The sequence below is a fragment of the Fredinandcohnia onubensis genome, assembly GCF_002734285.1.
Classification (GTDB): domain Bacteria; phylum Bacillota; class Bacilli; order Bacillales; family Bacillaceae_L; genus Ferdinandcohnia; species Ferdinandcohnia onubensis_A.
Genome location: NZ_NSEA01000007.1, coordinates 21,419 through 45,216, shown reverse-complemented (window position 1 = coordinate 45,216; position 23,798 = coordinate 21,419). Strand labels below are relative to the sequence as shown.

Annotated in this window: 27 protein-coding genes and 1 pseudogene; 16 read left to right on the top strand and 12 right to left on the bottom strand. The window is 37.5% G+C overall.

The window, feature by feature from the left end:
- Window positions 1–14: 14 nt before the first annotated feature.
- The 4 genes from CKJ95_RS07705 (at window position 15) to CKJ95_RS07690 (ending at window position 3,888) form a co-directional block, all read left to right on the top strand.
- Window positions 15–641, top strand: a complete 627-nt coding sequence (locus CKJ95_RS07705) for a YhbD family protein (protein WP_099352829.1) — start codon at window positions 15–17, stop codon at window positions 639–641.
- A 14-nt stretch (window positions 642–655) separates the two neighbouring features.
- Window positions 656–1,381 carry a polymer-forming cytoskeletal protein gene (locus tag CKJ95_RS07700; protein ID WP_099352828.1) on the top strand — a complete coding sequence of 242 codons (726 nt, stop codon included), beginning with the start codon at window positions 656–658 and terminating at the stop codon, window positions 1,379–1,381.
- A 191-nt stretch (window positions 1,382–1,572) separates the two neighbouring features.
- Window positions 1,573–2,763, top strand: coding sequence for a DEAD/DEAH box helicase (locus CKJ95_RS07695; protein ID WP_099352827.1), 1,191 nt, complete (start codon window positions 1,573–1,575; stop codon window positions 2,761–2,763).
- A gap of 99 nt (window positions 2,764–2,862) precedes the next feature.
- On the top strand, window positions 2,863–3,888 hold the full coding sequence (locus tag CKJ95_RS07690; protein ID WP_099352826.1) for a Gfo/Idh/MocA family protein: 1,026 nt from the start codon (window positions 2,863–2,865) through the stop codon (window positions 3,886–3,888).
- Between the two features lie 48 nt (window positions 3,889–3,936).
- Here the strand turns inward: CKJ95_RS07690 and CKJ95_RS07685 are convergent, their stop codons facing one another.
- Both CKJ95_RS07685 and CKJ95_RS07680 read right to left on the bottom strand, forming a co-directional pair.
- Window positions 3,937–5,283, bottom strand: a complete 1,347-nt coding sequence (locus CKJ95_RS07685) for a hypothetical protein (RefSeq protein WP_099352825.1) — start codon at window positions 5,281–5,283, stop codon at window positions 3,937–3,939.
- 54 nt (window positions 5,284–5,337) lie between these two features.
- The gene (locus CKJ95_RS07680) at window positions 5,338–6,327 is read right to left on the bottom strand and encodes a LacI family DNA-binding transcriptional regulator (protein ID WP_099352824.1); all 990 of its coding nucleotides are present in this window, start codon (window positions 6,325–6,327) and stop codon (window positions 5,338–5,340) included.
- 376 nt (window positions 6,328–6,703) lie between these two features.
- Between CKJ95_RS07680 and CKJ95_RS07675 the strand changes: the two genes are divergently transcribed.
- The 5 genes from CKJ95_RS07675 to larC all read left to right on the top strand — a co-directional run bounded on the left by CKJ95_RS07675 (window position 6,704) and on the right by larC (window position 11,899).
- On the top strand, window positions 6,704–7,732 hold the full coding sequence (locus tag CKJ95_RS07675; RefSeq protein WP_099352823.1) for a TRAP transporter substrate-binding protein: 1,029 nt from the start codon (window positions 6,704–6,706) through the stop codon (window positions 7,730–7,732).
- A gap of 268 nt (window positions 7,733–8,000) precedes the next feature.
- Complete coding sequence (locus CKJ95_RS07670) at window positions 8,001–8,498, top strand: TRAP transporter small permease (protein ID WP_099352822.1); 498 nt, start codon at window positions 8,001–8,003, stop codon at window positions 8,496–8,498.
- Between the two features lie 7 nt (window positions 8,499–8,505).
- Window positions 8,506–9,786: a TRAP transporter large permease gene (locus CKJ95_RS07665; protein WP_099352821.1), complete on the top strand. Its 1,281-nt coding sequence runs from the start codon at window positions 8,506–8,508 to the stop codon at window positions 9,784–9,786.
- 142 nt (window positions 9,787–9,928) lie between these two features.
- Window positions 9,929–11,329 carry a glucuronate isomerase gene (gene uxaC / locus CKJ95_RS07660; protein ID WP_099352820.1) on the top strand — a complete coding sequence of 467 codons (1,401 nt, stop codon included), beginning with the start codon at window positions 9,929–9,931 and terminating at the stop codon, window positions 11,327–11,329.
- Window positions 11,330–11,425: 96 nt separating this feature from the next.
- Window positions 11,426–11,899 (top strand): nickel insertion protein, encoded by a 474-nt coding sequence (larC, locus tag CKJ95_RS07655; RefSeq protein ID WP_099352819.1) that lies wholly within the window; start codon window positions 11,426–11,428, stop codon window positions 11,897–11,899.
- Window positions 11,900–12,050: 151 nt separating this feature from the next.
- Here the strand turns inward: larC and CKJ95_RS24025 are convergent, their stop codons facing one another.
- From CKJ95_RS24025 to CKJ95_RS07630, 6 genes and pseudogenes are all read right to left on the bottom strand, one after another.
- Window positions 12,051–12,569 carry a peptidoglycan-binding domain-containing protein gene (locus CKJ95_RS24025; protein WP_306475359.1) on the bottom strand — a complete coding sequence of 173 codons (519 nt, stop codon included), beginning with the start codon at window positions 12,567–12,569 and terminating at the stop codon, window positions 12,051–12,053.
- 18 nt (window positions 12,570–12,587) lie between these two features.
- A pseudogene (locus CKJ95_RS24020) lies at window positions 12,588–13,100 on the bottom strand (peptidoglycan recognition protein family protein); the annotation flags it as partial.
- Window positions 13,101–13,338: 238 nt separating this feature from the next.
- Entirely contained in the window at window positions 13,339–13,527 is a 189-nt protein-coding gene (locus CKJ95_RS07645) for a YfhD family protein (RefSeq protein ID WP_099352817.1), read from the bottom strand.
- 106 nt (window positions 13,528–13,633) lie between these two features.
- Entirely contained in the window at window positions 13,634–13,765 is a 132-nt protein-coding gene (locus CKJ95_RS07640; protein ID WP_099352896.1) for a YfhE family protein, read from the bottom strand.
- Between the two features lie 87 nt (window positions 13,766–13,852).
- On the bottom strand, window positions 13,853–14,410 hold the full coding sequence (locus CKJ95_RS07635; protein WP_099352816.1) for a GNAT family N-acetyltransferase: 558 nt from the start codon (window positions 14,408–14,410) through the stop codon (window positions 13,853–13,855).
- A gap of 328 nt (window positions 14,411–14,738) precedes the next feature.
- Window positions 14,739–15,647 carry a TIGR01777 family oxidoreductase gene (locus CKJ95_RS07630; protein ID WP_099352815.1) on the bottom strand — a complete coding sequence of 303 codons (909 nt, stop codon included), beginning with the start codon at window positions 15,645–15,647 and terminating at the stop codon, window positions 14,739–14,741.
- Window positions 15,648–15,745: 98 nt separating this feature from the next.
- Here CKJ95_RS07630 and recX point away from each other — a divergent pair, with 98 nt between their 5' ends.
- Together recX and CKJ95_RS07620 are read left to right on the top strand one after the other, a co-directional pair.
- Entirely contained in the window at window positions 15,746–16,561 is an 816-nt protein-coding gene (gene recX / locus CKJ95_RS07625) for a recombination regulator RecX (RefSeq protein WP_099352814.1), read from the top strand.
- A gap of 1 nt (window position 16,562) precedes the next feature.
- On the top strand, window positions 16,563–16,880 hold the full coding sequence (locus tag CKJ95_RS07620; RefSeq protein ID WP_099352813.1) for a YfhH family protein: 318 nt from the start codon (window positions 16,563–16,565) through the stop codon (window positions 16,878–16,880).
- Window positions 16,881–16,917: 37 nt separating this feature from the next.
- On the opposite strand, the gene CKJ95_RS07615 is transcribed toward CKJ95_RS07620, so the two are convergent.
- The 3 genes from CKJ95_RS07615 to CKJ95_RS07605 form a co-directional block, all read right to left on the bottom strand.
- Window positions 16,918–17,070 carry a YpzG family protein gene (locus tag CKJ95_RS07615; protein ID WP_099352812.1) on the bottom strand — a complete coding sequence of 51 codons (153 nt, stop codon included), beginning with the start codon at window positions 17,068–17,070 and terminating at the stop codon, window positions 16,918–16,920.
- A gap of 116 nt (window positions 17,071–17,186) precedes the next feature.
- Complete coding sequence (locus tag CKJ95_RS07610; protein WP_010677476.1) at window positions 17,187–17,345, bottom strand: small, acid-soluble spore protein K; 159 nt, start codon at window positions 17,343–17,345, stop codon at window positions 17,187–17,189.
- A 190-nt stretch (window positions 17,346–17,535) separates the two neighbouring features.
- Entirely contained in the window at window positions 17,536–18,519 is a 984-nt protein-coding gene (locus CKJ95_RS07605) for a metal-dependent hydrolase (protein ID WP_099352811.1), read from the bottom strand.
- Between the two features lie 200 nt (window positions 18,520–18,719).
- On the opposite strand from CKJ95_RS07605, the gene mutY reads away from it, so the two are divergent.
- On the top strand, window positions 18,720–19,799 hold the full coding sequence (mutY, locus tag CKJ95_RS07600; RefSeq protein ID WP_099352810.1) for an A/G-specific adenine glycosylase: 1,080 nt from the start codon (window positions 18,720–18,722) through the stop codon (window positions 19,797–19,799).
- A gap of 49 nt (window positions 19,800–19,848) precedes the next feature.
- Here the strand turns inward: mutY and CKJ95_RS07595 are convergent, their stop codons facing one another.
- The gene (locus tag CKJ95_RS07595) at window positions 19,849–20,070 is read right to left on the bottom strand and encodes a cytosolic protein (protein ID WP_099352809.1); all 222 of its coding nucleotides are present in this window, start codon (window positions 20,068–20,070) and stop codon (window positions 19,849–19,851) included.
- Window positions 20,071–20,227: 157 nt separating this feature from the next.
- On the opposite strand from CKJ95_RS07595, the gene CKJ95_RS07590 reads away from it, so the two are divergent.
- From CKJ95_RS07590 to CKJ95_RS07575, 4 genes are all read left to right on the top strand, one after another.
- Window positions 20,228–20,404, top strand: a complete 177-nt coding sequence (locus CKJ95_RS07590; RefSeq protein ID WP_099352808.1) for a gamma-type small acid-soluble spore protein — start codon at window positions 20,228–20,230, stop codon at window positions 20,402–20,404.
- Between the two features lie 378 nt (window positions 20,405–20,782).
- Window positions 20,783–21,037: a YgaB family protein gene (locus CKJ95_RS07585; RefSeq protein WP_099352807.1), complete on the top strand. Its 255-nt coding sequence runs from the start codon at window positions 20,783–20,785 to the stop codon at window positions 21,035–21,037.
- A 224-nt stretch (window positions 21,038–21,261) separates the two neighbouring features.
- The gene (ntdP, locus tag CKJ95_RS07580; protein WP_099352806.1) at window positions 21,262–21,792 is read left to right on the top strand and encodes a nucleoside tri-diphosphate phosphatase; all 531 of its coding nucleotides are present in this window, start codon (window positions 21,262–21,264) and stop codon (window positions 21,790–21,792) included.
- Between the two features lie 102 nt (window positions 21,793–21,894).
- Window positions 21,895–23,646, top strand: a complete 1,752-nt coding sequence (locus CKJ95_RS07575; protein ID WP_099352805.1) for an ABC transporter ATP-binding protein — start codon at window positions 21,895–21,897, stop codon at window positions 23,644–23,646.
- Window positions 23,647–23,798: the final 152 nt, after the last annotated feature.

The window sequence follows — 23,798 nt, the reverse complement described above, 5'->3', positions numbered from 1 at the left end:
GGAGCCGTTTAGAAATGAGTGAAGAATTATTATCGAAAAAGGAATTACTTGAAGTAACGGGCATTTCTTATGGGCAGCTCTATAGATGGAAGCGGAAAGACTTGATACCTGAGGAGTGGTTTATCCGAAAATCCACCTTTACAGGACAGGAGACCTTTTTTCCAAAAGAAAGGATCCTCGAGCGGATTGATAAGATTCAAAAAATGAAGGAAAACCTATCTCTCGATGAATTGGCAGAAATGTTCTCACCAAGTGTTGGAGAATTGAACCTCAGTAAAAAGGAACTAGTCAATAGAGGTCTCGCTTCTGAAACGACAATTAATCTCTACCTAGAACACAGTAAGGAAAGTCCTGAACAGTTTCATTTTGAAGGAATATTGGTCGTTTACATCGTAGAAAAGCTTCTCCAATCAGGTGACATCAGTCTTGATGAAGCAAAAATGGTGATCCAAGTTTCAAACGATTATTTTGCAAAAGAAAAGCAAAGCTATGGTGAATTAATTATCGCTCGCAAACTCGGAGTTTCAACATGTTTAATTGTTCCAAGTACTACAGATTTGATTATTGAACAAGGAACGAAGCTTATCGTGAATCTAGCATTTGCCAATGAAATTGAAGAACTACGAACAAAATTACTATAAACGGAGGTTACAGTATGGTGAACGTAGAAAATAAGGGGAATTTAGTGATTAACGGAATGGGCTCATCCGGCGGTGGCACGTTTAATAAAGTATTAATTAACGGAAAAGGTAATGTACAAGGTGACGTGGATTGTAATGATTTTTCGATAAATGGTACTGGCAGTGTGACTGGGAATATTAAAGGAGAACACGGAAAAATCAATGGAAGTGGGGTCATTGAAGGTTCGATTGAATTTGATCGTTTTACAATAGATGGTACTGGTAGCATTCGTGGCAATGTAAAAGTGAATAAAATGACAATCTCTGGTAAAGGAAAAATCGGGGGCAGCTTAAAAGGAGAAGAAATAAAAATTAGAGGAAATGCAACAATAGAAGAGGATTGTGAGGCTGAAGTATTCAAGGGAGAAGGTGGTTTCGCAATCGGAGGATTATTAAATGCAGATGTAATCGATATCTCGATTGCTGGCGAATGCCGCGCAAAAGAAATCGGTGGTCAAAGCATCAAGGTTAAGAAAGGCATATTTGGCTTCCTTAATAATCTTTTTAAATCGGTCTACCCAGTATCCTTGAAAACAGAAATTATAGAAGCCGATGAAATTGAAATTGAATATACAACTGCAAAAATGGTCAGAGGGAAAAATATCAACATCGGTCCAAACTGTGAGATTGACGTTGTTGAATACACAGGAACATTCTCACAAGACCCGTCTGCTAAAGTAAAAGAGGCAAGAAAGATTTGATAGAACAATGTTATGTTGGGGGCGAAAGCCAGGCTCATCGTCCCAAAACATAACCGTTCGAATTGTCCCCAATTCATCCACTCAAACACAATCCCATCCCCCGAACCAAGTTGTTTTTGCACTTTACCCAAAAGATAGTTAGAATAAACAATAGTCAAACAAAGTGAACTTGATAAGGAAGGTACATAACAATGTCAAAATGGTCTCAATTAGAAGAAATGAAACCTTTTATACAGAAAAACTGGCAAGAGTCAGGTTTTGAAGCACCAACAGCCATACAAGAAAAAGCCATCCCTGCAATAGTAGAGGGGAAAGATGTGATTTGCGAATCCCCGACTGGAACGGGAAAAACACTTTCTTACTTACTTCCAGCGATACAAAAGCTCGACGAAACAAAGAACGGAATCCAAATTGTCGTCCTTGCTCCATCACGGGAGCTCGTCATGCAGATATCGGATGAAGTAAAAAAATGGACGCAAGGCACAAATATCGTAAGCGCGTCTTTCATTGGCGGAGCAAACATTAAAAAGCAGGTTGAGAAATTGAAGGAACGCCCGCAAATTGTGATAGGAACGACAGGACGTATTATGGAACTCATCAAAATGAAAAAAATGAAAATGCATGAGGTTACGACGGTAATCGTCGATGAGGCGGACCAGCTCGTTTCAAATGAACACCTTTCGAATATTCAAAGCATTATTAAATCGACATTACGGGATCGGCAAATTCTCTTTTTCTCAGCAACCATTTCTGAGCAAACGGAGAAAGTTGCGAAATCCTTGATGAACAATGCGGAAATCATTCGAATTCAACAAACGATCAATCAAGAGAACACCACTCACATTTATTTTCTTTGTGAGCAGCGGGACAAAATTGATGTGTTACGTAAAATAATGTACACAGAGCCGGACAAGGCCATTGCTTTTATAAAAAGTCTCGAAAAAGTAGAAGAAATTGAAGCGAAATTAACCTATAACCATATTGATGTCGCGGTTCTTGCTGGTGAAGCAAAAAAACAGGAACGACAACAATCGTTGAAAAACTTCCGAGCGGGCAAAATCCCTCTATTATTAACAACAGACGTGGCGGCGAGGGGGCTAGATATTCAAGATGTCACCTATGTCATTCACTTTGACTTCCCGAAAACAACCAGTCAATATGTCCACCGCTCGGGACGTACAGGACGAATGGGGAAAAAGGGTATTGTCATTTCAATCGTAAATGCTCGTGAAGAAAGCTTCTTAAAAAAGATGGGGCATGAGCTAGGAATTTCGTTCACCAAAAAGGATTTTTACAAGGGAGAAATTGTAGACGCGCAGGAAAAGAAAACCCCAGCTCCTCAAAAAAGAAAACCAACATCAAGTAAGAAAACGAAACGATAATCGGACGAACAGCACCAGTTCGTCCTTTTTTAATTGGTAAAAAAGAAAAAGTACTTTTATAATAAAGATGATAGCGTTTACAGAGATGGGGGAATTATCATGTCAAAAACCATAAAAGTTGGAGTAGTCGGATCCGGTAGCATTGCGAATACACATATTAAAAGCATTCAAGAAGTAAACAACGCTGAACTTGTTGCCGTATACTCGCGCAATAAAGAAACGGTTCAAAAATTAGCAGATACATACAATTTAAATGCCTACACTGACTACCAGGAATTCTTAACAAATGCAGGAATCGATATGGTTGTCATCGTTACACCAAGTGGTACTCACGCTCAACTGGGAATTGATGCTGCAAAAGCGGGTAAGCATGTCGTTGTAGAGAAACCAATTGATACTACAATAGAAAAGACAAATCAACTCATTGAAGCATGTAAAGATGCAAATGTTACATTAAGTTGTATTTTCCAACATCGTTTTGATGAAGCTGTTCAAGATGTTAAAAAAGTATTAAACGAAGGCGAGTTTGGGCAATTAAATTTTGGAGCGGCTCGTACAACCATCTATCGATCTCAGGAATATTATGATAGCGGTGCATGGCGTGGAACGTGGGAGTTGGACGGTGGCGGCGCATTAATCAATCAGTCAATCCATTATATTGATCTGCTTCTTTATCTAATGGGTCCAGTTGATGAGGTTTATGCCTATACAGCTACACGTGCTCATGAGCGAATTGAGGTGGAAGATATCGGTGTTGCAACGGTTAAATTCAAATCAGGTGCACTTGGGCTAATTGAAGGGAATACAACTGCCTATCCTGGTTTTTCAACAACACTTGATATTTTCGGTACAAACGGAAGTGTCATCATCGAGAATGACCATATTAAAGAGTGGAAATTCAAGAGTGGTTTGGAATACGGGAATAAACAAAACAATATAGAAAATGACGTGTCATCTAATATTGTAAAAACAAACAAATCTTTTGTTAAACAATACACAGACATCGTACAAGCGATAGTGGAAAATCGTAAACCATTAGTGACTGGTGAAGAGGCTAGAAAACCACTTGAATTAATAATGGCTATTTACCAATCAGCAAAAGAAGGAAGACCTGTAAAACTATAGAGCCTCAAAAAAGTGTCTCACTGAGACACTTTTTTGATTTCGTAAATATTACAACAAGCAAAGCGCCATGATTGTCCCGACACCACTAAACAGAAAGGCAAATCCTAAATTCCAAAGAGAGACCTTATAAGAATTAACATGCAATAAATCTCCGGTAATCGAAACAGACACATTAAAAGGACCAGCAATCGTGGTCGATAATGCAGAAGTAATCATGACTAAACTCAAACTTAACGGGTTAACCATCTGTAAAACAGGTTCAACAATTGCGATAAGAATAGTCAATGTCACTAGCGGATGAAACCCAGTTAAAGCAAGCCCAAGAAATAACACTTGAATGAACAGAAACAAGAATACTGGATACTGGCTTAAATGTGTAAAAGGCTCCTGTAAGTAATCAATAAAGCCCGAATCACCTAAATTTCCTGTGAAAAAACCAACACCTAAAAAAAGTACCAAATTATCTTTTAAACCAATCGTACGCTTTTTCCATAACGGAATTGCAAATGTTAGATAGGACTTTAAACGTTTAATCGAAATGGCCCATAAAAATGAGAAAGGAACTATTACTATTGCAATCGTTTGTAGAAACCCCATACTCAAAATGCGATTCACACTTAAAATTGCAACCATAAACAAGGCAAGGTAGAAAACAAGAGATATGACCTTTAATTTCATTTGTTTTTTTGCGGCCTCATCCTCGATCTCTTGACCTTCTTCTGTAAGTTCAAATTTTTTAAAGGACATATAACCTATCAGCCAATTTAATAATATTAAAATAAAAGTAAAAAGTAATAACCATGGTAAGACCGTTAAGTATGGAAGATGGGTCGATTCCACGGTTAAAATAACTAGCAACTCCATAGGCGAAATGATAATACTAAAAACATATCCCCTTAGCATTGCACGTGAAATAAATTTATTTTGAAGATTTTCTGCGATATGAGAAATATTTCTCTGTATAACTGCCTTAACGAGTGGTAAGGTTGCAAGGTTAAGAAAACCTCCCAATAAAAATGTAACCATCGATGTTCGACCAAATAACTGCCCCATATTATGAATCCGGACTTTTAAAAGTTTACTAACCTGCTGATCGTATCGTCCCACGATAATAATCGAGTTGATAAAAGGAAGGACATAAAAGATAGCTAATAAGGGAACCATGGAAGTAGCATACAACGGTAACTCTGCAATCTCCCTACCTTCAAGGAAAAATACTAGAACACCAATTACTACAAAAAGAATACTAATAACCCTGAATAATAGAGAAGATCCTTTAATTGAAAAAAGCCACGAAAGAATGGCTAGAATTCCCATCCCTGTCGTAAGCCATAGAGAATCAACTATTAAACTTACAAAGTAAAACAAAAATAATAGACTATACAGAACAATCATGATTATCTCCTTGTTGTATAAATAAACAATGGCTAGACAATAAACCTAGCCATCTTACAGTAGTATACCAGCCTGGGCACACGAGACCCGTTCATTTATTTTCGGTTTTAATTGTTTAAGAATAGGTGTTGTATCCTTCGTTTTTATTTGAGTTATTAGAGTTTCAACCATATTACAAGCAATTTCATCCACCGGGACCCCGATACTCGTTAATGGAATTTCCAGATTTCCCATTTGTGAGATATTATCGTAGCTCATAACGGAAATATCCTTCGGGATAATTAAGTTTGCCTCACGAAGTGCGCGAACAATCCCTGCGCTAATATCATAACTTGAACCAATAATTGCAGTGGGTCTGTTCGGAGAGTTCAACAATCGCTTCGTTGCTAAATATCCATCATACCAATTAAGTCCTGCCGTGTTAACTAAATTTTCATTTGTAATCGGTAGGTTCAGGCTATTCATCGCTTTTTTTATGCCGTAGTATTTTTCTAATTGTCGATCATCAATAGGTGAGAAATCACCAAGATAGGCGATATTTCGATGCCCCAGATTATATAAATACTCAACAGACATTTTCATAGCCATTTGATAACTAACATCGATCACAGTATGTTTTTTGTTTCTTCCAACACCGTACGTCACGATCGGAATAGAAACTGTATCTAAAATACTATGATTATGTTCATCAAATACAAGAACCCCATCTACTTGATACCGTTTGAACAATTCAAGCGAATCCTCAATACAATCAATTGATAATATCATAGAATAGGATTTTGATTTAATTTCCTCATTGATTCTAGTAACCAATGTAGAAGGTGCAATCCGTTCTAAAGTCGGCCAAATCAAACCTATTACTTTTGTTTGTTTAGAAACAAGGCTTTGGGCAGCAAAATTAGGTTTATATCCTAACTCCTTGGCAATTTTCATAATCTTTGTCTTTGTGTCAGGTTTTACTAATGGGCTATCGTTCAACGCTTTTGAAACAGTAGAGTAACTAACACCTGCTACCCGTGCAACATCCTTAATCGTAATATTCATAGAAGTCACCTATAGATTGATTTTTTATTTTTAATATGCTGTTTCATGTAAAATTCATTTAACAACGTTATTATTTTTTTAGTAAGTTTATAGCTTATTTATCTAACATTTTCACAGGTTTCTACTATATTGTCAACGTTTACAAAACTGTATATTTAGAAAACGACAAAAAAAGACTTGAAAACTACTTTTTTTTAATTTATGATGTAAGAGAAATAACAACGTTGTTATTTTATTGAAGTCTATAACACAAATGAAAGCGATTGCTAGTTGCTTTCGGTTTTTTTTCATAACATATGAAAGCGTTTCATATGGAAGGTTATGTTTTATAGACTTTGAAACCAAAATTAAAACACACCAGAGGGGGAAGCTTTTTATGAAGAAAAAAGGCTTAGCAGTTCTATCTATGTCCTTTATGCTTGCGGGCTTATTAGCAGCTTGTGGCGGAGGAGACGATTCAGCTACTAAAACTAGTGGCGGTGGAGATGGCGATGCAAAAGATCCTATCGTTTTAAAATTAGCAGACAACCAACCTGAGGATTATCCAACAGTTGTAGGGGATAAAGAGTTTGCGAAATTAGTAGAAGAAAAAACGGATGGACAAGTTAAGGTTGAAGTGTACGCGGGTGGTCAACTTGGTGACGAGAAGAGCGTTATCGAGCAAGTTCAATTAGGTACAATCGACTTTGCACGTGTTAATGCTAGTCCACTTGCTGAATTCTCTAAAGACTTAGGCGTTCTTTCAATGCCTTACCTATTTAGAGATGCAGACCATATGTGGAGTGTATTAAACGGTGATATTGGTGAGGATTTATTAGCTGGTATGGAAGAATCGAATATGAGAGGACTAGTATTCTATGATTCTGGTAGCCGTAACTTCTATAACTCTAAACATCCAGTTGAAAAGCCAGAAGATTTAAAAGGTCTTAAGATTCGTGTTCAACAATCTGCTCTAGTAGTAGACATGGTAGAATCACTTGGTGCATCTGCAACTCCAATGGCGTACGAAGAGGTATATTCTGGACTTCAAACAGGTGTTATCGATGGTGCTGAAAACAACTATCCAAGTTACTATTCAGTAAATCACTATGAAGTAGCAAAATACTTCACTTTAGATGCTCACTCACGCGTTCCTGAAATTTTAATGATCTCTTCTAAAGTATGGAACGATTTAAGTGAAGAACATCAAAAAGCAATCAAAGAAGCTGCAATGGAATCACAAGAAGCTCAAAAAACTGCTTGGGCAGATTTAGAAAATGAAGCAAAAGAAAAAGTAGAAGCAGCTGGTAATGAAGTAGTTGAAATCACTGATACTGCTCCATGGCGTGAAGCTGTACAACCTGTTTATGACAAACATGGTGGCGCATACAAAGAATTCATTGAAAAAATCGAAGCGGTAGAATAATTATCTAACAAGCTTTTGGTGGCAAACTCACCCTCAAGATGATGGTCTTGAGGGAGGAGTGCCCCTCATATAGTTTAGTAAGACTTCATGTATTGAAAGCAAAGAATATAAAATTTCTAACACGAGAAATGATGTGTTTGGGTTAGTTAAAAAGGTAATGAAAAGCTTCGTTAGTTTTTTAACGAATACAGAAAGTATTATGCAACTAATGCTTTGCTTTCATCTGAGGCTCGACAATCATCGAGTTCGCTTTAAGGAGGCTAGTTAAATGGAACGGTTTAAAAAAATCAAAAGTATGTTTGATAACGGGATTGACAATCTTAATGTTATTTTCATAGCATTAATGACCGTTATTGTTGCTGGAACAGTTTTTACAAGATATTTTTTCAGCTATACTCCCCGTTGGTCCTCGGAGGTGTCAATGCTACTACTAGTATGGGTAAGTTTCATCGGAATCGCTGTTGGTTTCAGGGATAAGCTCCATATTGGTGTGGGTGCATTAGTTGCATTATTTCCAAAAAAGGTCCAAACATTATGTGATATTATCGCAAAAATTTTAGTAATTATTGTTGCAATTATATTTATTGTTTACGGATTTAGATTTACATCATTGATGGGCGGATCCACAATGGCAGGAACTGGGCTACCACAAAGTGTTTTATACGCTGCGATCCCTGTTTCAGGAGTTTTAATGCTAATCTACGGCATCGAGCTATTGTTTAAAAAGGGTATGCACCAAGAATGGGATGAACAGATAGAGGAGTGAGTTATAAATGGAAGTATTAGTATTATTAGGAAGCTTTGTTCTTCTCTTACTTATACGCGTTCCTGTTGCACTAAGTTTAATAGTGTCATCGTTTTTAACAGGAATTTATATGGATATAGATTTAGCAGCATTAGTACAACGTATGGTAGGCGGACTCAATTCATTCTCACTCCTTGCAATTCCATTCTTTATTTTAGCAGGAGAAATTATGAATGAAGGCGGTATTTCTAGACGCTTAATTAACTTAGCTAACGTTATGATTGGTAAGGTTCGTGGTGGACTTGCCATGGTTAACGTATTGGCAAGTACATTCTTCGGCGGAATTTCAGGATCCGCAGTTGCAGACGTATCTTCAATCGGATCTGTTTTAATTCCAATGATGAAAAAAGCAAAATATGATTCTGATTATGCTGTAAACGTAACAATTTCCAGTGCAGCACAAGGGGTTATGATTCCACCGAGTCATAACATGATTATTTACTCTACTGCTGCTGGTGGGGTTTCAGTTGGCGCTTTATTTATGGGGGGAATAATCCCTGGTATTTTATTAGGATTAATCCTAATGGTTGTAACATATATTATTGCGGTAAAACGTAATTATCCAAAAGGTGAGCCTGTTAAAAGAGAAGAGATTCCAAAAATTGTTCGCGAAGGTTTATTAGGACTTTTAACAGCTGTTATCATCATCGGTGGTATTGTAAGTGGTATCTTCACAGCTACTGAATCAGCTGCGATCGGTGTAGTATATGCATTTATTATTACATTCTTTGTATATCGTGATATTCCGCTTTCAAGAATGCGTATAATCTTAGTTAGAACATCTAAAACATTAGCAATGGTACTATTCTTAATCGCGTCATCATCAGCGTTTGGATGGCTTTTAGCATTATTAAAAGTTCCAGCAATGGTTACAGAGGGACTTCTTGCATTCTCTCCTAATGACATTGTAACATTATTGCTTATCAACTTAATTTTACTAGTTCTTGGTATGTTTATGGACATGGCTCCACTTATCTTAATTGCGACTCCTATTCTTTTACCTGTTGCTACTGCAGCTGGTATGGATCCAGTACAGTTTGGTGTTGTGCTCATTTTAAACCTAGCAATTGGTTTAATTACACCACCGGTAGGAACCTGTCTCTTTGTAGGGTGTGCGATTGGACAAATACCAATAGAGAAAACACTAAAGGGAATGGCACCATTCTATTTAGCGATGATTGTAACCTTACTTTTAGTTACATTCGTTCCACAGTTTTCACTATTCTTACCAGATCTACTAATAGAATAAAAAAATGGGGTGTCTTTTTAGATACCCCTTTGCCATTGCAATTTTTAATAACAAGGGAAAAACGCATAGGCATTAATTGATTATCTCCCCACTATTGGGTTACTATAAAATAGTAAAATTTTAATAAAGCAGGTGGACAAAAATGAAAAAATTTATGGATGAAACATTCTTATTGTCAAACGACACTGCGGTAGCTTTGTACAATAATTTTGCAAAGGACATGCCAATTATTGATTATCACTGCCACTTAAGCCCACAGGAAATTTATGAAAACAAATCTTTTAAAAATATTACTGAAGCATGGCTGTATGGCGACCACTATAAGTGGAGAGCTATGAGAGCAAATGGTATTGAAGAAGAATACGTAACAGGAAATGCTTCTGATTATGATAAATTTGTTGCTTGGGCAAAAACAGTTCCAATGACGATTGGAAACCCATTATTCAACTGGACTCATTTAGAGCTTCAACGTTTCTTTGATGTACATGAAATCTTAAACGAAAAATCTGCTCCTGCTATTTGGGAACAATTAAATAGCAAGTTAACGGGTGAAGGATTCGGAGCAAGAGACCTCATCAAAAAATCAAATGTAGAAGTCGTTTGTACGACTGACGATCCAACTGACTCATTAGAATATCACAAGCTTATTGCTGAAGATTCAAGCTTTGATGTAAAAGTATTACCAAGCTTCCGTCCAGACAAAGGTTTAGAAATCAATCAAGACACTTTTGTTAGTTGGGTGAAAAAACTAAGTGAAGTATCTGGTGTTGAGATATCAAACTATGATGATTTCTTAACTGCGTTAGAGAACAGAATTGAATTCTTCCATTCACTTGGTGGTCGAGTATCTGACCATGCTCTTAACACAATGATGTATGAGCATACAACAAAAGAAGAAGCTGCAGCGTCATTTGAAAAAGCAATCAAAGGTGAAAAAGTTTCGATTGAAGATGAAATTAAGTATAAATCCTACACACTTGTTTTCTTAGGGAAAGAATATGCAAAACGCGACTGGGCGATGCAATTACATATCCATGCGTTACGTAATAACAACACAAGAATGTTTGGAAAATTAGGAGCAGACACTGGTTATGACAGCATCAATGATGGTGAATTAGCTCGTCCATTAAACCAATTATTAGACGCACTTGATACAGAAGATGCACTACCAAAAACGATTCTTTACTCATTAAATCCAAACGATAACTACATCCTTGGTACAACAATTGGAAACTTCCAAGGTGGAGGAAAACCAGGCAAAATGCAATTCGGAACTGCTTGGTGGTTCAATGATCAAAAAGAAGGAATGCTTGAGCAAATGAAAGCATTAGCGAACCTTGGCTTATTCAGCCGTTTCATTGGAATGCTTACTGACTCTAGAAGCTTCCTATCTTACACTAGACACGAGTATTTCCGACGTTTAGTTTGTAACTTAATTGGAGAATGGGTAGAAGATGGAGAAGTTCCAAACGACATGGATTTACTAGGAGATGTTGTAAAAGGAATCTGCTACCAAAACGCAAAAGATTACTTTGAGTTTTAAAATACACGAATGGATAGCTCGCCAATTGGCGGGCTATTTTTATACCCGAATGTTATACTAGCGATAGTCAATTTTTGTAGGAAAGGGTAGGGAATTATGGAAAAAAAGCTTCCTCCGAATCATGAGCATATCGACAGCGGGATGATCAAGCTCGAAGTAAACCTCGATAATATGTCAGGTGAATGGTTAGGCTATGTCATGGATTTACTATTTGATGCAGGAGCAAATGACGTTTATTATACTCCTATTTATATGAAGAAAAACCGACCGGCTGTCCTTCTACAGCTTCTTTGCTCCAAAAGCAAATTAGACAAAATGAAAGATATTTTGTTTTCGGAAACAACGACGTTGGGATTACGGTATTATCCTTTGAGCGTTCATCGACTTGAACGAACTTTTACAGAAGTTATCACAAAATGGGGCAAAGTTACCGTAAAAGAAGGAATTTTCGAAGGGGAATCCGTTCAAAAATCTCCAGAATACGAAGATTGCCGCCGGATCGCAGAAGAAAATGGCATTCCATTGAAAAAAGTATATGAAGAGGTTTGGAAAGAGATCAATCAACGGTGAAATCCAGGTGAGTGAGGTAAATACTGTCACTATCGAAGAAATACTGTCACTAAAATCAAAAATATTGTCACTGTCCGAGAAATACTGTCACTAAATCGAAAATACTGTCACTAAGAAAATTAAAATATAAAAACCCACTGCAGCCAGTGGGTTACATATCATTTAATTCCATCTGAATATATTTCCTAGTATTCGGACCATAAATCCCATCATCTGCTAGAGCAGCGTACATCGATTGAAATCTTCGAACAGCATCTTCCGTTAATGGACCATAGCTGCCATCAATCATTTTTGGATCAAAGTTAATATGTTTTAAAGCACGTTGGATCATACGAACTTCTTCACCTTTGTCGCCACGTCCCCAAACTCCGTTAGGAAGTGGAAACTCGTCGTCGGTCGAATTGTTCTGTTTGATAACTTCCTCAAGCTTTCTTAATGTGGCTGGCCCAACTAGCCCATCCACAATCAACCCATATCTTTTCTGGAAGCGCATGACTGCATTTTCGGTTGCAGGACCAAAGCTTCCATCAGCACCATAAGGAGACATTGAAAAACCAGCTTTAATTAAGTCTTCTTGGATTTCCTTTACAAATGGACCTTTATTTCCTCTTCGAATTGGCAGTCGCGTTGAAACACCGGCAACGACAGGCTTTGGATTACTAGTAGGCACTCCCTTAAAATCACGATTAAATGACTCTTGTACATCATTAATAAATTCTTCCCAAGAAATCCCATGTGGGCGCAATGCATTTTGTGGATCTGATCTTCTAGAAGGGTCTAGAGTGCTGTGAGCCACAATATGTTTTTTCGGATCTAAATTAAATTTGTCACACAAATAAGCATGGTACCAGACATATCGGTTATATGCCTCCTGGAAATTAATTTTCCCTCCATGACAAAGCTCTACACCAATTGCTGCATCATTTGCATCATCACCAAAACGCTGATTGTCAGCCGTAATATTGTAGCGAACATGCCAGGCTTTTTCGTTGAGGGGGATTATTTCTAAAATATATTTATCATCAATGAAAGTGTGGGCAGAAGCACTTGGCTGTGAACGGTCAAAATAATTTCGATTTCCATAGGCAGTAGACCCTGGATTCCCTGTATCATGACTTACGATAAAGCGCACCTTTGAAATCTTTTGCCCTGATCGTGAATTTCCCAAACGAATATAATCTCTTGTAATTGAATACTCCATTTCATTCACCTCCATGAATTGTGAGTATAGGCAATCGATTTATTGTATGCGCAACAAGATTGTACCGTGTCACTAATATGCTTGTATCATGTTGTTTAGGTATTTAGACGTATATGAGTTTGTAAGTTGGCCTTGCTGGGATCTCGTGGAATAAGTTAGCTGTGGTATGATTCTGACCTAGCGTTTTTCAACAAAAAACAAACCAAAAGGAATGGAGTCCTTTTGGTTTGTTAAGTATCTATTTCTTTTTTCGTTTCTTCGCTCTTGCATCGGCTGCATTTGAGCGTGCTTGCGCTTCTAAATCGTCTTGGTCAGCAAGTTCACGAGAGAACTCGACATCACGACCATCAGATTTCATGTTTTGTGGAACCTGTGGTAAATTCCCTTTGTTCTTATCACGTGATTTTTGTCCTCTTGATCTGCCCATTCTCAACACCATCCTACATAATAGTGGAGAGGTCACAAACGCAACCTACTCATTTATAGGATGACCTTGAAAAACCACTTAAATAAGTGGAAGATACTGATATGTATTAATGTCTTGCCTGCTTCTTCGTATACCCACCGGCTTGGTCAGCCATTTTAAAATCCCTAGAATATGAAACCTCTTGCATGCTGCTTAAAGTGCTTTTTGACTTATTGTCACGCTTTTTTTCTTTTGCCATCAAAGATTCCTCACTTTCTAAGTAATGTAGTATTAGTTTATCCATTCCAAAAAAATCCAAACAAAAAACCCGTTGAAAATAACGGGTTTAAGCTTCTCGCAAATGTTCTTCATCAGTATTGTGTCCAACACGTAAAGTGTGTAATGTATATAAATCTTTAGAAACCTCAAAAAGATTATAAATATCACCATCAGCATTGATCTGGTCAAGTAATGACTTTCGCGTATCATTGGCGAATGACACAAACGGTAGCTTTTGAACAGCTTTTGTGGAGCGATGATTCACTTTTTTAACTCTCATAAAGATCGTTTCAATACCAAGTTCAAAAAAGAGTTCTGCAAAAAATGCATCCTTTGCTGCTTGATTATAGCCTTTTCCATGAAATGGTTTGCCAAGCCAAGTACCAAGAAAACCAGCATTGTCTTCAATGTCATATAAATTAATCGTTCCGATTGGAGAGCCCCACTCGTCTAAAATGGTACGTGAAATCAATTCACCACGCTCTTCCGCCTCAATCGTTTGCTTTGTTACAAATAAAAACTCTTCATAGGAATAAGCCTTTTGACGCACAAATGGGAAGACATCTGGGTGCACCAGTAAGTCATAAAGCGCTTGACAATCCTGAAGTTCACGTTTTTTTAGCATCAGTTTCCCCTCCATATGAGGACAGACCAGACCTGTGGTAGGATCCACCCTCGAAATTTTTTGTATTGATAAAAAATTTCGGGGTGGGAATCGAACCCACTAGAACCAGTGAAACTGGTGGCGCACCATTTGCCTTCCCTAAAGTTAGCCAACATGAATTAGCCAATTTTAAGTTTGTATTTTATTGTTGTGTTAATCTTTTTTTTACTTCACTCTAGGTATCATACTCGAATTATTTGTAAAAATAAATAGGTTTTTTGTGAAATTTTTGTATCAAATTTTTGGTAATTTCGACGGTTTTGTAAAGACCTTGGTGAATCATGTCGAATCAACCTTTTAAAGTGTGTCTCAACGCCTGTTCTAAGGTTTTATAGGTAAAAAAGAACCCGTGCTCTTCTAGTTTTTTGGGTAATACTTTTTGGCCCTTTAAAACCAAGATGCTCATTTCACCCAGTAATACCTTTAAGGCAAACCCGGGTACTGGAAGCCAATGTGGACGGTGCATAACAGCACCGATGGTTTGACCAAAGTTTTTCATTTGCATGGGCTGTGGTGCTGTGAAGTTAACTGAGCCATGAACGGATGTATTGTGTAAAAGAAAATCAACTCCTTTTACAACATCATCGATACAAATCCATGATAACCACTGTTTTCCTGAGCCAATCGTGCCTCCGATGAAAAAGTGATAAGGTAGCACCATACGCATAAGAGCACCACCATCCTCACCAAGAACAACGCCAAAACGTAGGAAACAAGTTCGGACACCTAGATCAGTTGCTTTCTTTGCTTCGTTTTCCCAAGCAATAACGGTCTTTGCTAGAAAGTCACTGCCATACTGCGTAGAATCTTCTGTAAAAGTGTCGGTCTCTGAAGTGCCATAAATCCCAATTGCACTTGCATTCAGCAAGACTTCCGGCTTTTTAGGCAAAGAAGAGAGTATACGAAGAATTTCCTTTGTTGCCGATATCCGACTTTCTGTGATTCTTTTTTTACGAGCCTCTGTCCATCTGCCACTATTCAACGATTCACCAGCAAGATTAATCATAGCATCCAGTCCCTGTAGCTGCTTTTCTGGGGAACTTGTTGATGTTAGCCATTCAACATAATGAAGGTTTGAGTGGTGACTTGTATAAGTGGTATTTCTTGTTAAAATAAATACGTCGTGATTTTGATCCAAAAGAAAATCGGTAAGTTTTTTTCCGACAAAGCCAGTTCCTCCAGCGATCGCAATCTTCATCCTTTTCTCCCTTTCCATGCCTTTTCCTACATAATTCAATAAGTTTTCCATTTATCCTTTAAATTTCTATGCTACTATAAAGGTGAGGTGTAATTCTAATGGCAATCATAGCGAAAATCACAACTCAAAAGAAAAACACAGAGCGATTTAATATTTTTCTTGATCACGGGAAGGGCGAGGAATATGCTTTCAGCGTTGATCAGGATATCCTTATTTCTTTTCAGCTAAAAAAAGGGATGGAACTTGATGAGTTAGATATTTCGGAAATTCAGTTTGAGGATGAAGTGAAAAAAGCCTTTAATTTGGCGTTAAATTTTTTATCCTATAGAATGCGTTCGACGAAGGAAGTCATTGATTACCTTAAGAAAAAAGAAGTCGATGAACCAATTATTCCAGACGTGATTCATAAACTGGCCGAATATAAATACATTAATGATGAGGAATTTGCGAAAGCGTATGTCCAAACTCAAATCAATACAACCACAAAGGGTCCTGAGGTTATTAAACAAGAACTTTTTGAAAAAGGAATTGAACAGGACATTTTATTGAAAAGTCTTGCCCTATTTACGATGGACGAGCAAGTAAAAAAGGCCATCAAGCTTATTTCAAAAACGATCCCAAAAAACAATAAAGCTTCAGAACGTCAAACAAAACAAAAAATCGAACAAACCCTTCAAAGAAAAGGTTATTCATGGGACGTCATTCAAATCGCCATGGAAGAGACGTCGATTGAGAAGGACACGGATGAAGAGTGGGGAGCCCTCGAGCATCATGGAATGAAGGCTCATCGTAAATATGAAAAATTGGATGGATGGGAATACGAACAAAAAATGAAGCAAGCCCTTTTTCGCAAAGGCTTTGACTTAGATATGATTGAGAAATTCATCACCCACATAAAGGATGGAGCGAATTAACATGCAAGAAAAGCGATATAGCCAAATGACAGAATTTGAATTAAGACAAGAAATTGCTGGATTAAAGGAACAAGCTCGAAAAGCAGAACAGCTTGGCATTGTAAATGAACTTGCTGTACTCGAACGAAAAGCTTCTATGGCTAAAGCATATCTCCTTAATCCAGAGGATTATAAACCTGGTGAAACATATGAAATTGATGGTGACCCTGGCAGTTATTTTAAAATCGACTACATCAATGGTGTGTTTGCTTGGGGACATCGAATGGGTCAAGAGGACAAAGAAGAAGCATTACCGATTTCATTGCTTATTAAAGAATAATAAAAACCAGAGAGAAACGATCTCTCTGGTTTTTATTTTATGATTGTTTTCTTGTTTGATGCTCCAAAATAATGAGGTTTTGTGTGCGTCTAGTTTCACCATTAACCTGTGCCCAAGCATGTTTCGGATTGGCCCAAGCTTGTTGAAAAGGATTATTGTACTCATTTCGTTTATAGCCTTTTTTACCCATTATACGCACCTCCAAGTTATACTCGATTCGATTTTTTAGGCCCACACGATGTGGGTCACAAAGACTTTGTCACAAAGATATGGCATTCTTAGTCTTTGGTCTTAATAACACCTAAATTAAAAATCGTGTCGTTCACTTGAAGCCTTCATTCGCTCCTGTGGATGTGTGTTAATGGAACCATCTGCTCTTGTTGAAGCGTATTCTGCCTTTGCTCTAGGCTCACCCTGAAACTTATTACGATTCTGGTTTGGAAATCCTCGTTTTTTGTTCCGCATGCGAATACCTCCTATAGAAGCAAAATTGGACATCGTGCCAAAAGGGATTTCTCTCCTTTAAACACGTATTACTAGTATGGAGTTCTTGGCCTCTTATGATGTAAAATGGAGAACGTGAATTAATGGTAATCCTAATCAAGTAATTGGAAGTAATAAGCCCCATAACAAACATTGTTATGGGGGAAATGGTTTAACTTGGAATGAGCTCAAGTTTCTTACGGAGCTTTTCTTCGCTGAAAATCCAGCCAGTATAGGATGTTGTGATATTTAAATCGAGATCCAACTGTACAACGGCAACAAATGGATAATGTCCTTTGCTTCTGTACCTTAAGTCAATAAAACGAACTTCATAATAATCATCATACTCATCAACTTCCCATCGATAAACAGGTGAGAAGTGAAGGAATGCAGCTAGGTTCTTGTCCTTTTTTGCAGCATTGATTACAGGTGTATCAGGAACCGGACGTTTTGCAAATTTATCGTGTAAAATAAGTTCATTGTTTTTGGAGCGAGCAACATAAAAATACTTCTCTGATATAACGGCAATATGCCATTGATTAAATCGATAGGTTGGAGAAATAATGACCTCTGTGATTTCGTCATCGATTTTAGCACGAACCGCTGCTTCAACCTTATTTCGCATTCGAAAACGAATGATATAATAAACCAGAAGGATTCCATAAACTGAGAAGAAAGTAACTCCTGGATGCAGCCCAAGCTTCCACACAATAATTCCTACTAGGTGAATGACGAAGATAAAAGGGTCAAAAGTGTTGATAACACCTAATGCTACCCATTTGTGAGAAAAAGGTCGCAACGCTTGTGTTCCATATGCATTAAAAATATCGACAAATACATGGAGAATGACACCAATAAAGGTCCACATCCAAAGATGTAACAGATTCGCTTCAGGGAAAAAGAATAAAAGAGCTCCAGTTATCAAAATCGGCCAAAGTAAAACGGCAGGTATGGAATGAGTAATTCCTCGGTGATTTTTTATATAATGAGCATTGTTTCGTAATTTAAGTATAGTATCAAGGTCTGGTGCCTGTGAACCAATTAGCGTACCAAAGATCACAGCTTGAGTGGTAGCGGGGTTAACCGTAACATTTGGGTCAAGTGTGGCTATGCCACCTAAAGCAAAACCCATAACGATATGTGTGCCTGTATCCAAAATGGGACCTCCTTTTTCAAATGTTCCTAAGTTTAATGTAACCAACAATCTCAATTTAAAAAGATGTTTGATAAAAATTGAATGGAACACTAATTTCTTTGGGAATTGAGATAGGATTTCAAGAAGAACGACACGCTTTTTATTAATGTAGGTAAATTATTTTAATTTTATCACCTTGGGAGAGGGAATGGTATTGATAAATGAAACTTTTAGAAAATTTTACGATAAATGAATTTCAAAAGGATTTAATTGAGTGGTTTGAAAAGGAACAAAGAGACCTTCCATGGAGACAGGATCAAGATCCATATAAAGTATGGGTTTCGGAAATTATGCTCCAGCAAACAAGAGTTGATACAGTCATTCCGTATTTTGAGAACTTCGTTTCTAAGTTTCCGACAATCGAAGACCTTGCTGAAGCAGAAGAAGAGAAGGTTCTTAAAGCATGGGAAGGCTTAGGGTATTATTCACGCGTTCGAAACCTTCATGCAGCTGTTAAGGAAGTGGCGCAAGAATATGATGGCAAGGTTCCAAATACGGTTGAGAAAATTTCGAGCCTAAAAGGTGTTGGCCCATATACAACAGGCGCAATCCTTAGTATTGCTTATGGAATACCTGAGCCTGCCGTGGATGGAAATGTGATGAGAGTTCTTTCGAGGATTTTATCAGTATGGGATGACATCGCTAAGCCCAAAACGCGCCAACTGTTTGAGGACATTGTCAGAGAAATTATTTCAAAAGACAATCCATCTGCTTTTAATCAAGCTTTAATGGAATTAGGTGCACTCATTTGCGTTCCAGGAAACCCAGCCTGCCTATTATGTCCTGTACGTGAACACTGTAGAGCTTTTGCAGAGGGTGTTCAAAAAGAACTACCAGTAAAGAGTAAGAAAAAAGCACCAACGGCTGTTTCTATGGCGGCAGTGGTTTTAATAAACGAAGATGGAAAATTTTTAATCCATAAACGACCTGAAAAAGGACTTTTGGCAAATTTATGGGAATTTCCAAACAATGAAACCATTCTAGACGTCCAAGCACCAAAAGAACAACTCGGAGATTTTTTGACAGATGAGTATCAAATAAAGGCAAAAATTGGACAAGCATTTACGACGATTCAGCATGTGTTTTCTCATTTGATTTGGAACATAACCGTTTTTGAAGGGAAAATAGAGGGAACTATAAATGAAACCGACAATTTGAAGCTAGTTAGCTTAAAGGAAATGGAAGAGTACACCTTCCCGGTTTCCCATCAAAAAATATTAAAAAGCTATCTCACTAAATAAATGGGTCAAGGGGACAGGTCCCTTGACCCACTTTATCTCTACCTAAAAATCAATCATACGACAATTTAATATCACTTGTATATTCATTGTTACGATGGAAACCGCCCCTAGCTTCAATTTCCTGGACGATTTCACGGTGAAGGGATTGGCCCTCAGCATTTAAATAAGGGACAATTTGTTGAAAGGAATGGTGGAAAAAAGCAAGCTCGCTTTCCTTCCATTCATTTTTTGGGATCATTGATAAATGAGTCATGTCTCGACCAGCATACATCTTCAATTACCCTCCTTTTTGAACATGATATTAGTTTCACTATGTTCAATTAATAAGATTATCCAAAGCATGTAAAATTATCCTATTTATTTATTAAAATTTTTATGGATATTAAATTCCCTTCTAGGACAAATTAATTGTCGTGGAGGTGATTACAATGGCTAAACAACCAAACAAAACTTCAGCTGGAACTAACGTACAACAAGTTAGACAACAAAACGCTCAATCTCAAGGTGCTGGTGGTCAATTCGGTACTGAGTTTGCTAGCGAAACAAACGCTCAAGAAGTAAGACGTCAAAACCAACAGTCTCAGTCTAACAAAGGCCAAGGCTAATATAACAACATACTTACTGCTTTACCCAAAACACTTCCTGTATTCGTCGGGAAGTGTTTTCCTTTTTCTAATTTGAGTTGGATGAAGTAGCTGTCATAAGCAGGATGAAGTCCCGAACAGAGCAAAGGTCCCCGCGTAAAGTCCTTCATAAGCAGGATGAAGTCCCGACCGGAGCAAAGGTCACCACGTAAAGTCCTTCATAAAACTGTATGACATCCTAAAACAATCAATGAACCGTGCTAGCAAACGTCCTTCTTTGTTTGTTTGACAAAACCTCCTATATAACTACATACATAGACAAAGGAAATTGAGTCTATTTCCAGAAATAATAGGTTATAACAATAATAATAGTTCATAGACAATTAGGAGGATCACATGATGAGCAATTTTAATGCCCTTGTTGGTGAACAGTTAAAAACAATGGATAAGCTACTTTTCATTCAATCTGAAATTGAAAGATGCCAAGAACTAGAGAAGCAAATTTTAGAACTTCAAAAAGAAACTGAACTCCAGCCGATACAAGAAGAGATAAAACGTATGCAAGATGAGCTAACGCAGATCCATGACTTATTTCAGCAACAAACTGAAGAAGTTATTCGATCCTATCAAGGCAAAATCCATCAAACTGTCTAAATATGTTGCGTAAAAGAGTCATCGAAAAATAACGATGGCTCTTTTGTTTTAAAAAATCGGACTAACCGTTATAATAGTAAAAAAAGGTTTTTCTTTGTTTTTATACATTCGATATGGGAGTTCGGCCTTAAACCTATCGAATAAAACACAATATCTATATCATAATTTAGAAGATCTAGAAATGTATAAGACAAAGCTGCCCAAAGTGAAAGTAGGGAGAGAGAATGGGTATTCCCATGGAAGGAGACAAAATACAAATCCATAGTTATAAACATAATGGCCATATTCACCGTGTTTGGGAAGAAACAAGAGTGCTTAAAGGTACACAAAGCATAGTTATTGGCGGGAATGACCGCACTACTGTGACAGAGTCCGACGGCCGGACTTGGATTACACGTGAACCGGCTATATGTTATTTTCATGCTCGCCATTGGTTTAATATTATCGGAATGATACGTGAGGATGGGGTTTATTATTACTGTAATATCAGCTCACCGTTTATTTCCGATGATGAAGCATTGAAATATATCGATTATGACTTGGATATAAAGGTATTTCCAGATATGACATTTATCTTATTAGACGAGGATGAGTATGAAAAGCATCGTCGAGAAATGAATTATCCTGATGTCATTGATAAGATATTAAAGAATAATGTAGACAAGCTTATCCAATGGATTCGTGGACGTAAAGGTCCATTTGCACCGGATTTTATCGATATCTGGTATGAGCGATATTTAACCTATCGAAGTTAAGATTTTTACCCGAACCTGTTGAAACTAACAACAGGTTTTCAAATTTTAACCCGATTTTTTCGGGTAATAGATTGTACAACAACTAGAAGGAAGGTCAGGGGATTGGGGAGTACTAGACGTTATATGAAATTTGTGAAGCCGTACAGGTTTCAAATCTTTATCACGATTATCATTGGGATCATAAAATTTTCGATTCCAATGCTCACCCCACTATTACTGAAATATGTATTGGATGATGTCATCGCTGCAGATCTTACCCAAGATGATAAACTATCAAAACTTTTCATAGCGATGGGAATCATGTTATTTATTTTTCTTGTACTACGGCCACCTGTTGAATATTATCGACAATATTATGCGCAATGGGTCGGTAGTAAAATCCTCTATGATATCCGTGACCAGCTTTTTGACCATATACAAAAGCTAAGTCTAAGGTATTATGCCAATACACGAGCGGGTGAAGTAATATCTAGGGTTATCCATGATGTGGAGCAAACGAAAACATTTGTCATTACAGGGTTAATGAACTTATGGCTTGATCTGTTTACCATTTTTATTGCAATTGGAATTATGCTGACGCTCGATATTCCATTAACAATCGTTTCTGTTATTTTGTTTCCATTCTATGGTTTTTCGATTAAGTATTTTTATGGCAGGCTGCGCCATCTTACAAGATCAAGATCACAGGCGTTGGCAGAGGTGCAAGGGTATCTCCATGAACGTGTACAGGGGATACCTGTTATCCGAAGTTTTGCAATAGAAGATCATGAACAAAAGCTTTTTGATAAACAAAACAGCAATTTCCTGCAAAAGGCATTAGACCATACAAGCTGGAATGCAAAAACCTTTGCAGTCGTTAATACGATTACAGATATCGCTCCACTACTTGTAATTGGGTATGCAGGCTATCAAGTGATTCAAGGTGATTTAACAGTCGGAACTCTGGTTGCGTTTGTCGCCTATATAGATCGACTCTACAACCCGTTAAGACGACTTGTAAACTCATCAACAACATTAACACAAGCCCTTGCTTCGATGGATCGTGTATTCGAATTTATCGATGAAAAATATGATATCGTCGATGGGCCAAATGCGGTTGAATGTAAAAATGTATCCGGAAGTATGAGTTTCGAAAACGTCACATTTTCATATGGCGATGATGATGACGATCAAGTCGTTTTAAAGGATATTAATCTTAACATTCAAAGTGGAGAAACAGTTGCTCTGGTCGGAATGAGTGGTGGAGGAAAGTCGACACTCGTCAGCTTAATACCAAGATTCTACGATGTAACTGGAGGAAGAATCTTACTAGATGGGACGGATATTCGATCTTATAAGGTAAGAAGTCTTCGTGATAAAATTGGTATGGTCCATCAGGACACCTTTTTATTTAGTGAATCAGTTAAGCATAATATTCTTCTTGGTAAGCCGGGGGCAACTGACGAAGAAATTATTGAAGCAGCTAAAGCTGCAAATGCCCATGAATTTATCGAAAATCTCCCTCAAGGCTATGATACAAAAGTAGGGGAACGAGGCGTAAAGCTATCAGGTGGACAAAAACAACGAATTGCAATTGCGCGCGTATTTTTAAAAAATCCGCCATTATTAATCTGGGATGAAGCAACTTCAGCATTAGATCTTGAAAGTGAACACCTCATTCAGGAATCACTAGAGGAATTAGCAAAAAATCGTACTACCTTTATCGTTGCTCATCGATTATCAACGATTACACATGCCGATAAAATTGTCTTAATAGAGCATGGGGAAATTGTAGAAGTCGGTACGCATGCCGAATTAATGAGCCAAAAAGGACATTATTTCAACCTATTCCAGGTACAACAACTTGATGATTAAGGAAAGCAAATGGACACGGAGAATCTTCCGTGTCTTTTTTTTATCTTCAGATTCGACGGATTCCTGCTTATTTTGTTATTTCCAGGGAAATTGTGTCGAATCATAGCAGAAAATCCCTTCGTTTCTCTAAGCCTTTTTTTTACAATGTTGTA

Bases quoted from the DNA above. Each gene is read 5' to 3' on its own strand.
- CKJ95_RS07705 (WP_099352829.1), top strand. From the start codon at position 15: ATGAGTGAAGAATTATTATCGAAAAAGGAATTACTTGAAGTAACGGGC.
- CKJ95_RS07585 (WP_099352807.1), top strand. From the start codon at position 20,783: ATGAGCAATTTTAATGCCCTTGTTGGTGAACAGTTAAAAACAATGGAT.
- CKJ95_RS07665 (WP_099352821.1), top strand. From the start codon at position 8,506: ATGGAAGTATTAGTATTATTAGGAAGCTTTGTTCTTCTCTTACTTATA.
- CKJ95_RS07690 (WP_099352826.1), top strand. From the start codon at position 2,863: ATGTCAAAAACCATAAAAGTTGGAGTAGTCGGATCCGGTAGCATTGCG.
- CKJ95_RS07675 (WP_099352823.1), top strand. From the start codon at position 6,704: ATGAAGAAAAAAGGCTTAGCAGTTCTATCTATGTCCTTTATGCTTGCG.
- larC (WP_099352819.1), top strand. From the start codon at position 11,426: ATGGAAAAAAAGCTTCCTCCGAATCATGAGCATATCGACAGCGGGATG.
- CKJ95_RS07695 (WP_099352827.1), top strand. From the start codon at position 1,573: ATGTCAAAATGGTCTCAATTAGAAGAAATGAAACCTTTTATACAGAAA.
- CKJ95_RS07685 (WP_099352825.1), bottom strand. From the start codon at position 5,283: ATGATTGTTCTGTATAGTCTATTATTTTTGTTTTACTTTGTAAGTTTA.
- CKJ95_RS07700 (WP_099352828.1), top strand. From the start codon at position 656: ATGGTGAACGTAGAAAATAAGGGGAATTTAGTGATTAACGGAATGGGC.
- mutY (WP_099352810.1), top strand. From the start codon at position 18,720: ATGAAACTTTTAGAAAATTTTACGATAAATGAATTTCAAAAGGATTTA.
- recX (WP_099352814.1), top strand. From the start codon at position 15,746: ATGGCAATCATAGCGAAAATCACAACTCAAAAGAAAAACACAGAGCGA.
- CKJ95_RS07610 (WP_010677476.1), bottom strand. From the start codon at position 17,345: ATGCGGAACAAAAAACGAGGATTTCCAAACCAGAATCGTAATAAGTTT.
- CKJ95_RS07635 (WP_099352816.1), bottom strand. From the start codon at position 14,410: ATGCTAAAAAAACGTGAACTTCAGGATTGTCAAGCGCTTTATGACTTA.
- CKJ95_RS07640 (WP_099352896.1), bottom strand. From the start codon at position 13,765: ATGGCAAAAGAAAAAAAGCGTGACAATAAGTCAAAAAGCACTTTAAGC.
- CKJ95_RS07595 (WP_099352809.1), bottom strand. From the start codon at position 20,070: ATGTATGCTGGTCGAGACATGACTCATTTATCAATGATCCCAAAAAAT.
- CKJ95_RS07645 (WP_099352817.1), bottom strand. From the start codon at position 13,527: ATGGGCAGATCAAGAGGACAAAAATCACGTGATAAGAACAAAGGGAAT.
- CKJ95_RS07670 (WP_099352822.1), top strand. From the start codon at position 8,001: ATGGAACGGTTTAAAAAAATCAAAAGTATGTTTGATAACGGGATTGAC.
- CKJ95_RS07620 (WP_099352813.1), top strand. From the start codon at position 16,563: ATGCAAGAAAAGCGATATAGCCAAATGACAGAATTTGAATTAAGACAA.
- CKJ95_RS07590 (WP_099352808.1), top strand. From the start codon at position 20,228: ATGGCTAAACAACCAAACAAAACTTCAGCTGGAACTAACGTACAACAA.
- CKJ95_RS07630 (WP_099352815.1), bottom strand. From the start codon at position 15,647: ATGAAGATTGCGATCGCTGGAGGAACTGGCTTTGTCGGAAAAAAACTT.
- uxaC (WP_099352820.1), top strand. From the start codon at position 9,929: ATGAAAAAATTTATGGATGAAACATTCTTATTGTCAAACGACACTGCG.
- CKJ95_RS07615 (WP_099352812.1), bottom strand. From the start codon at position 17,070: ATGGGTAAAAAAGGCTATAAACGAAATGAGTACAATAATCCTTTTCAA.
- ntdP (WP_099352806.1), top strand. From the start codon at position 21,262: ATGGGTATTCCCATGGAAGGAGACAAAATACAAATCCATAGTTATAAA.
- CKJ95_RS07680 (WP_099352824.1), bottom strand. From the start codon at position 6,327: ATGAATATTACGATTAAGGATGTTGCACGGGTAGCAGGTGTTAGTTAC.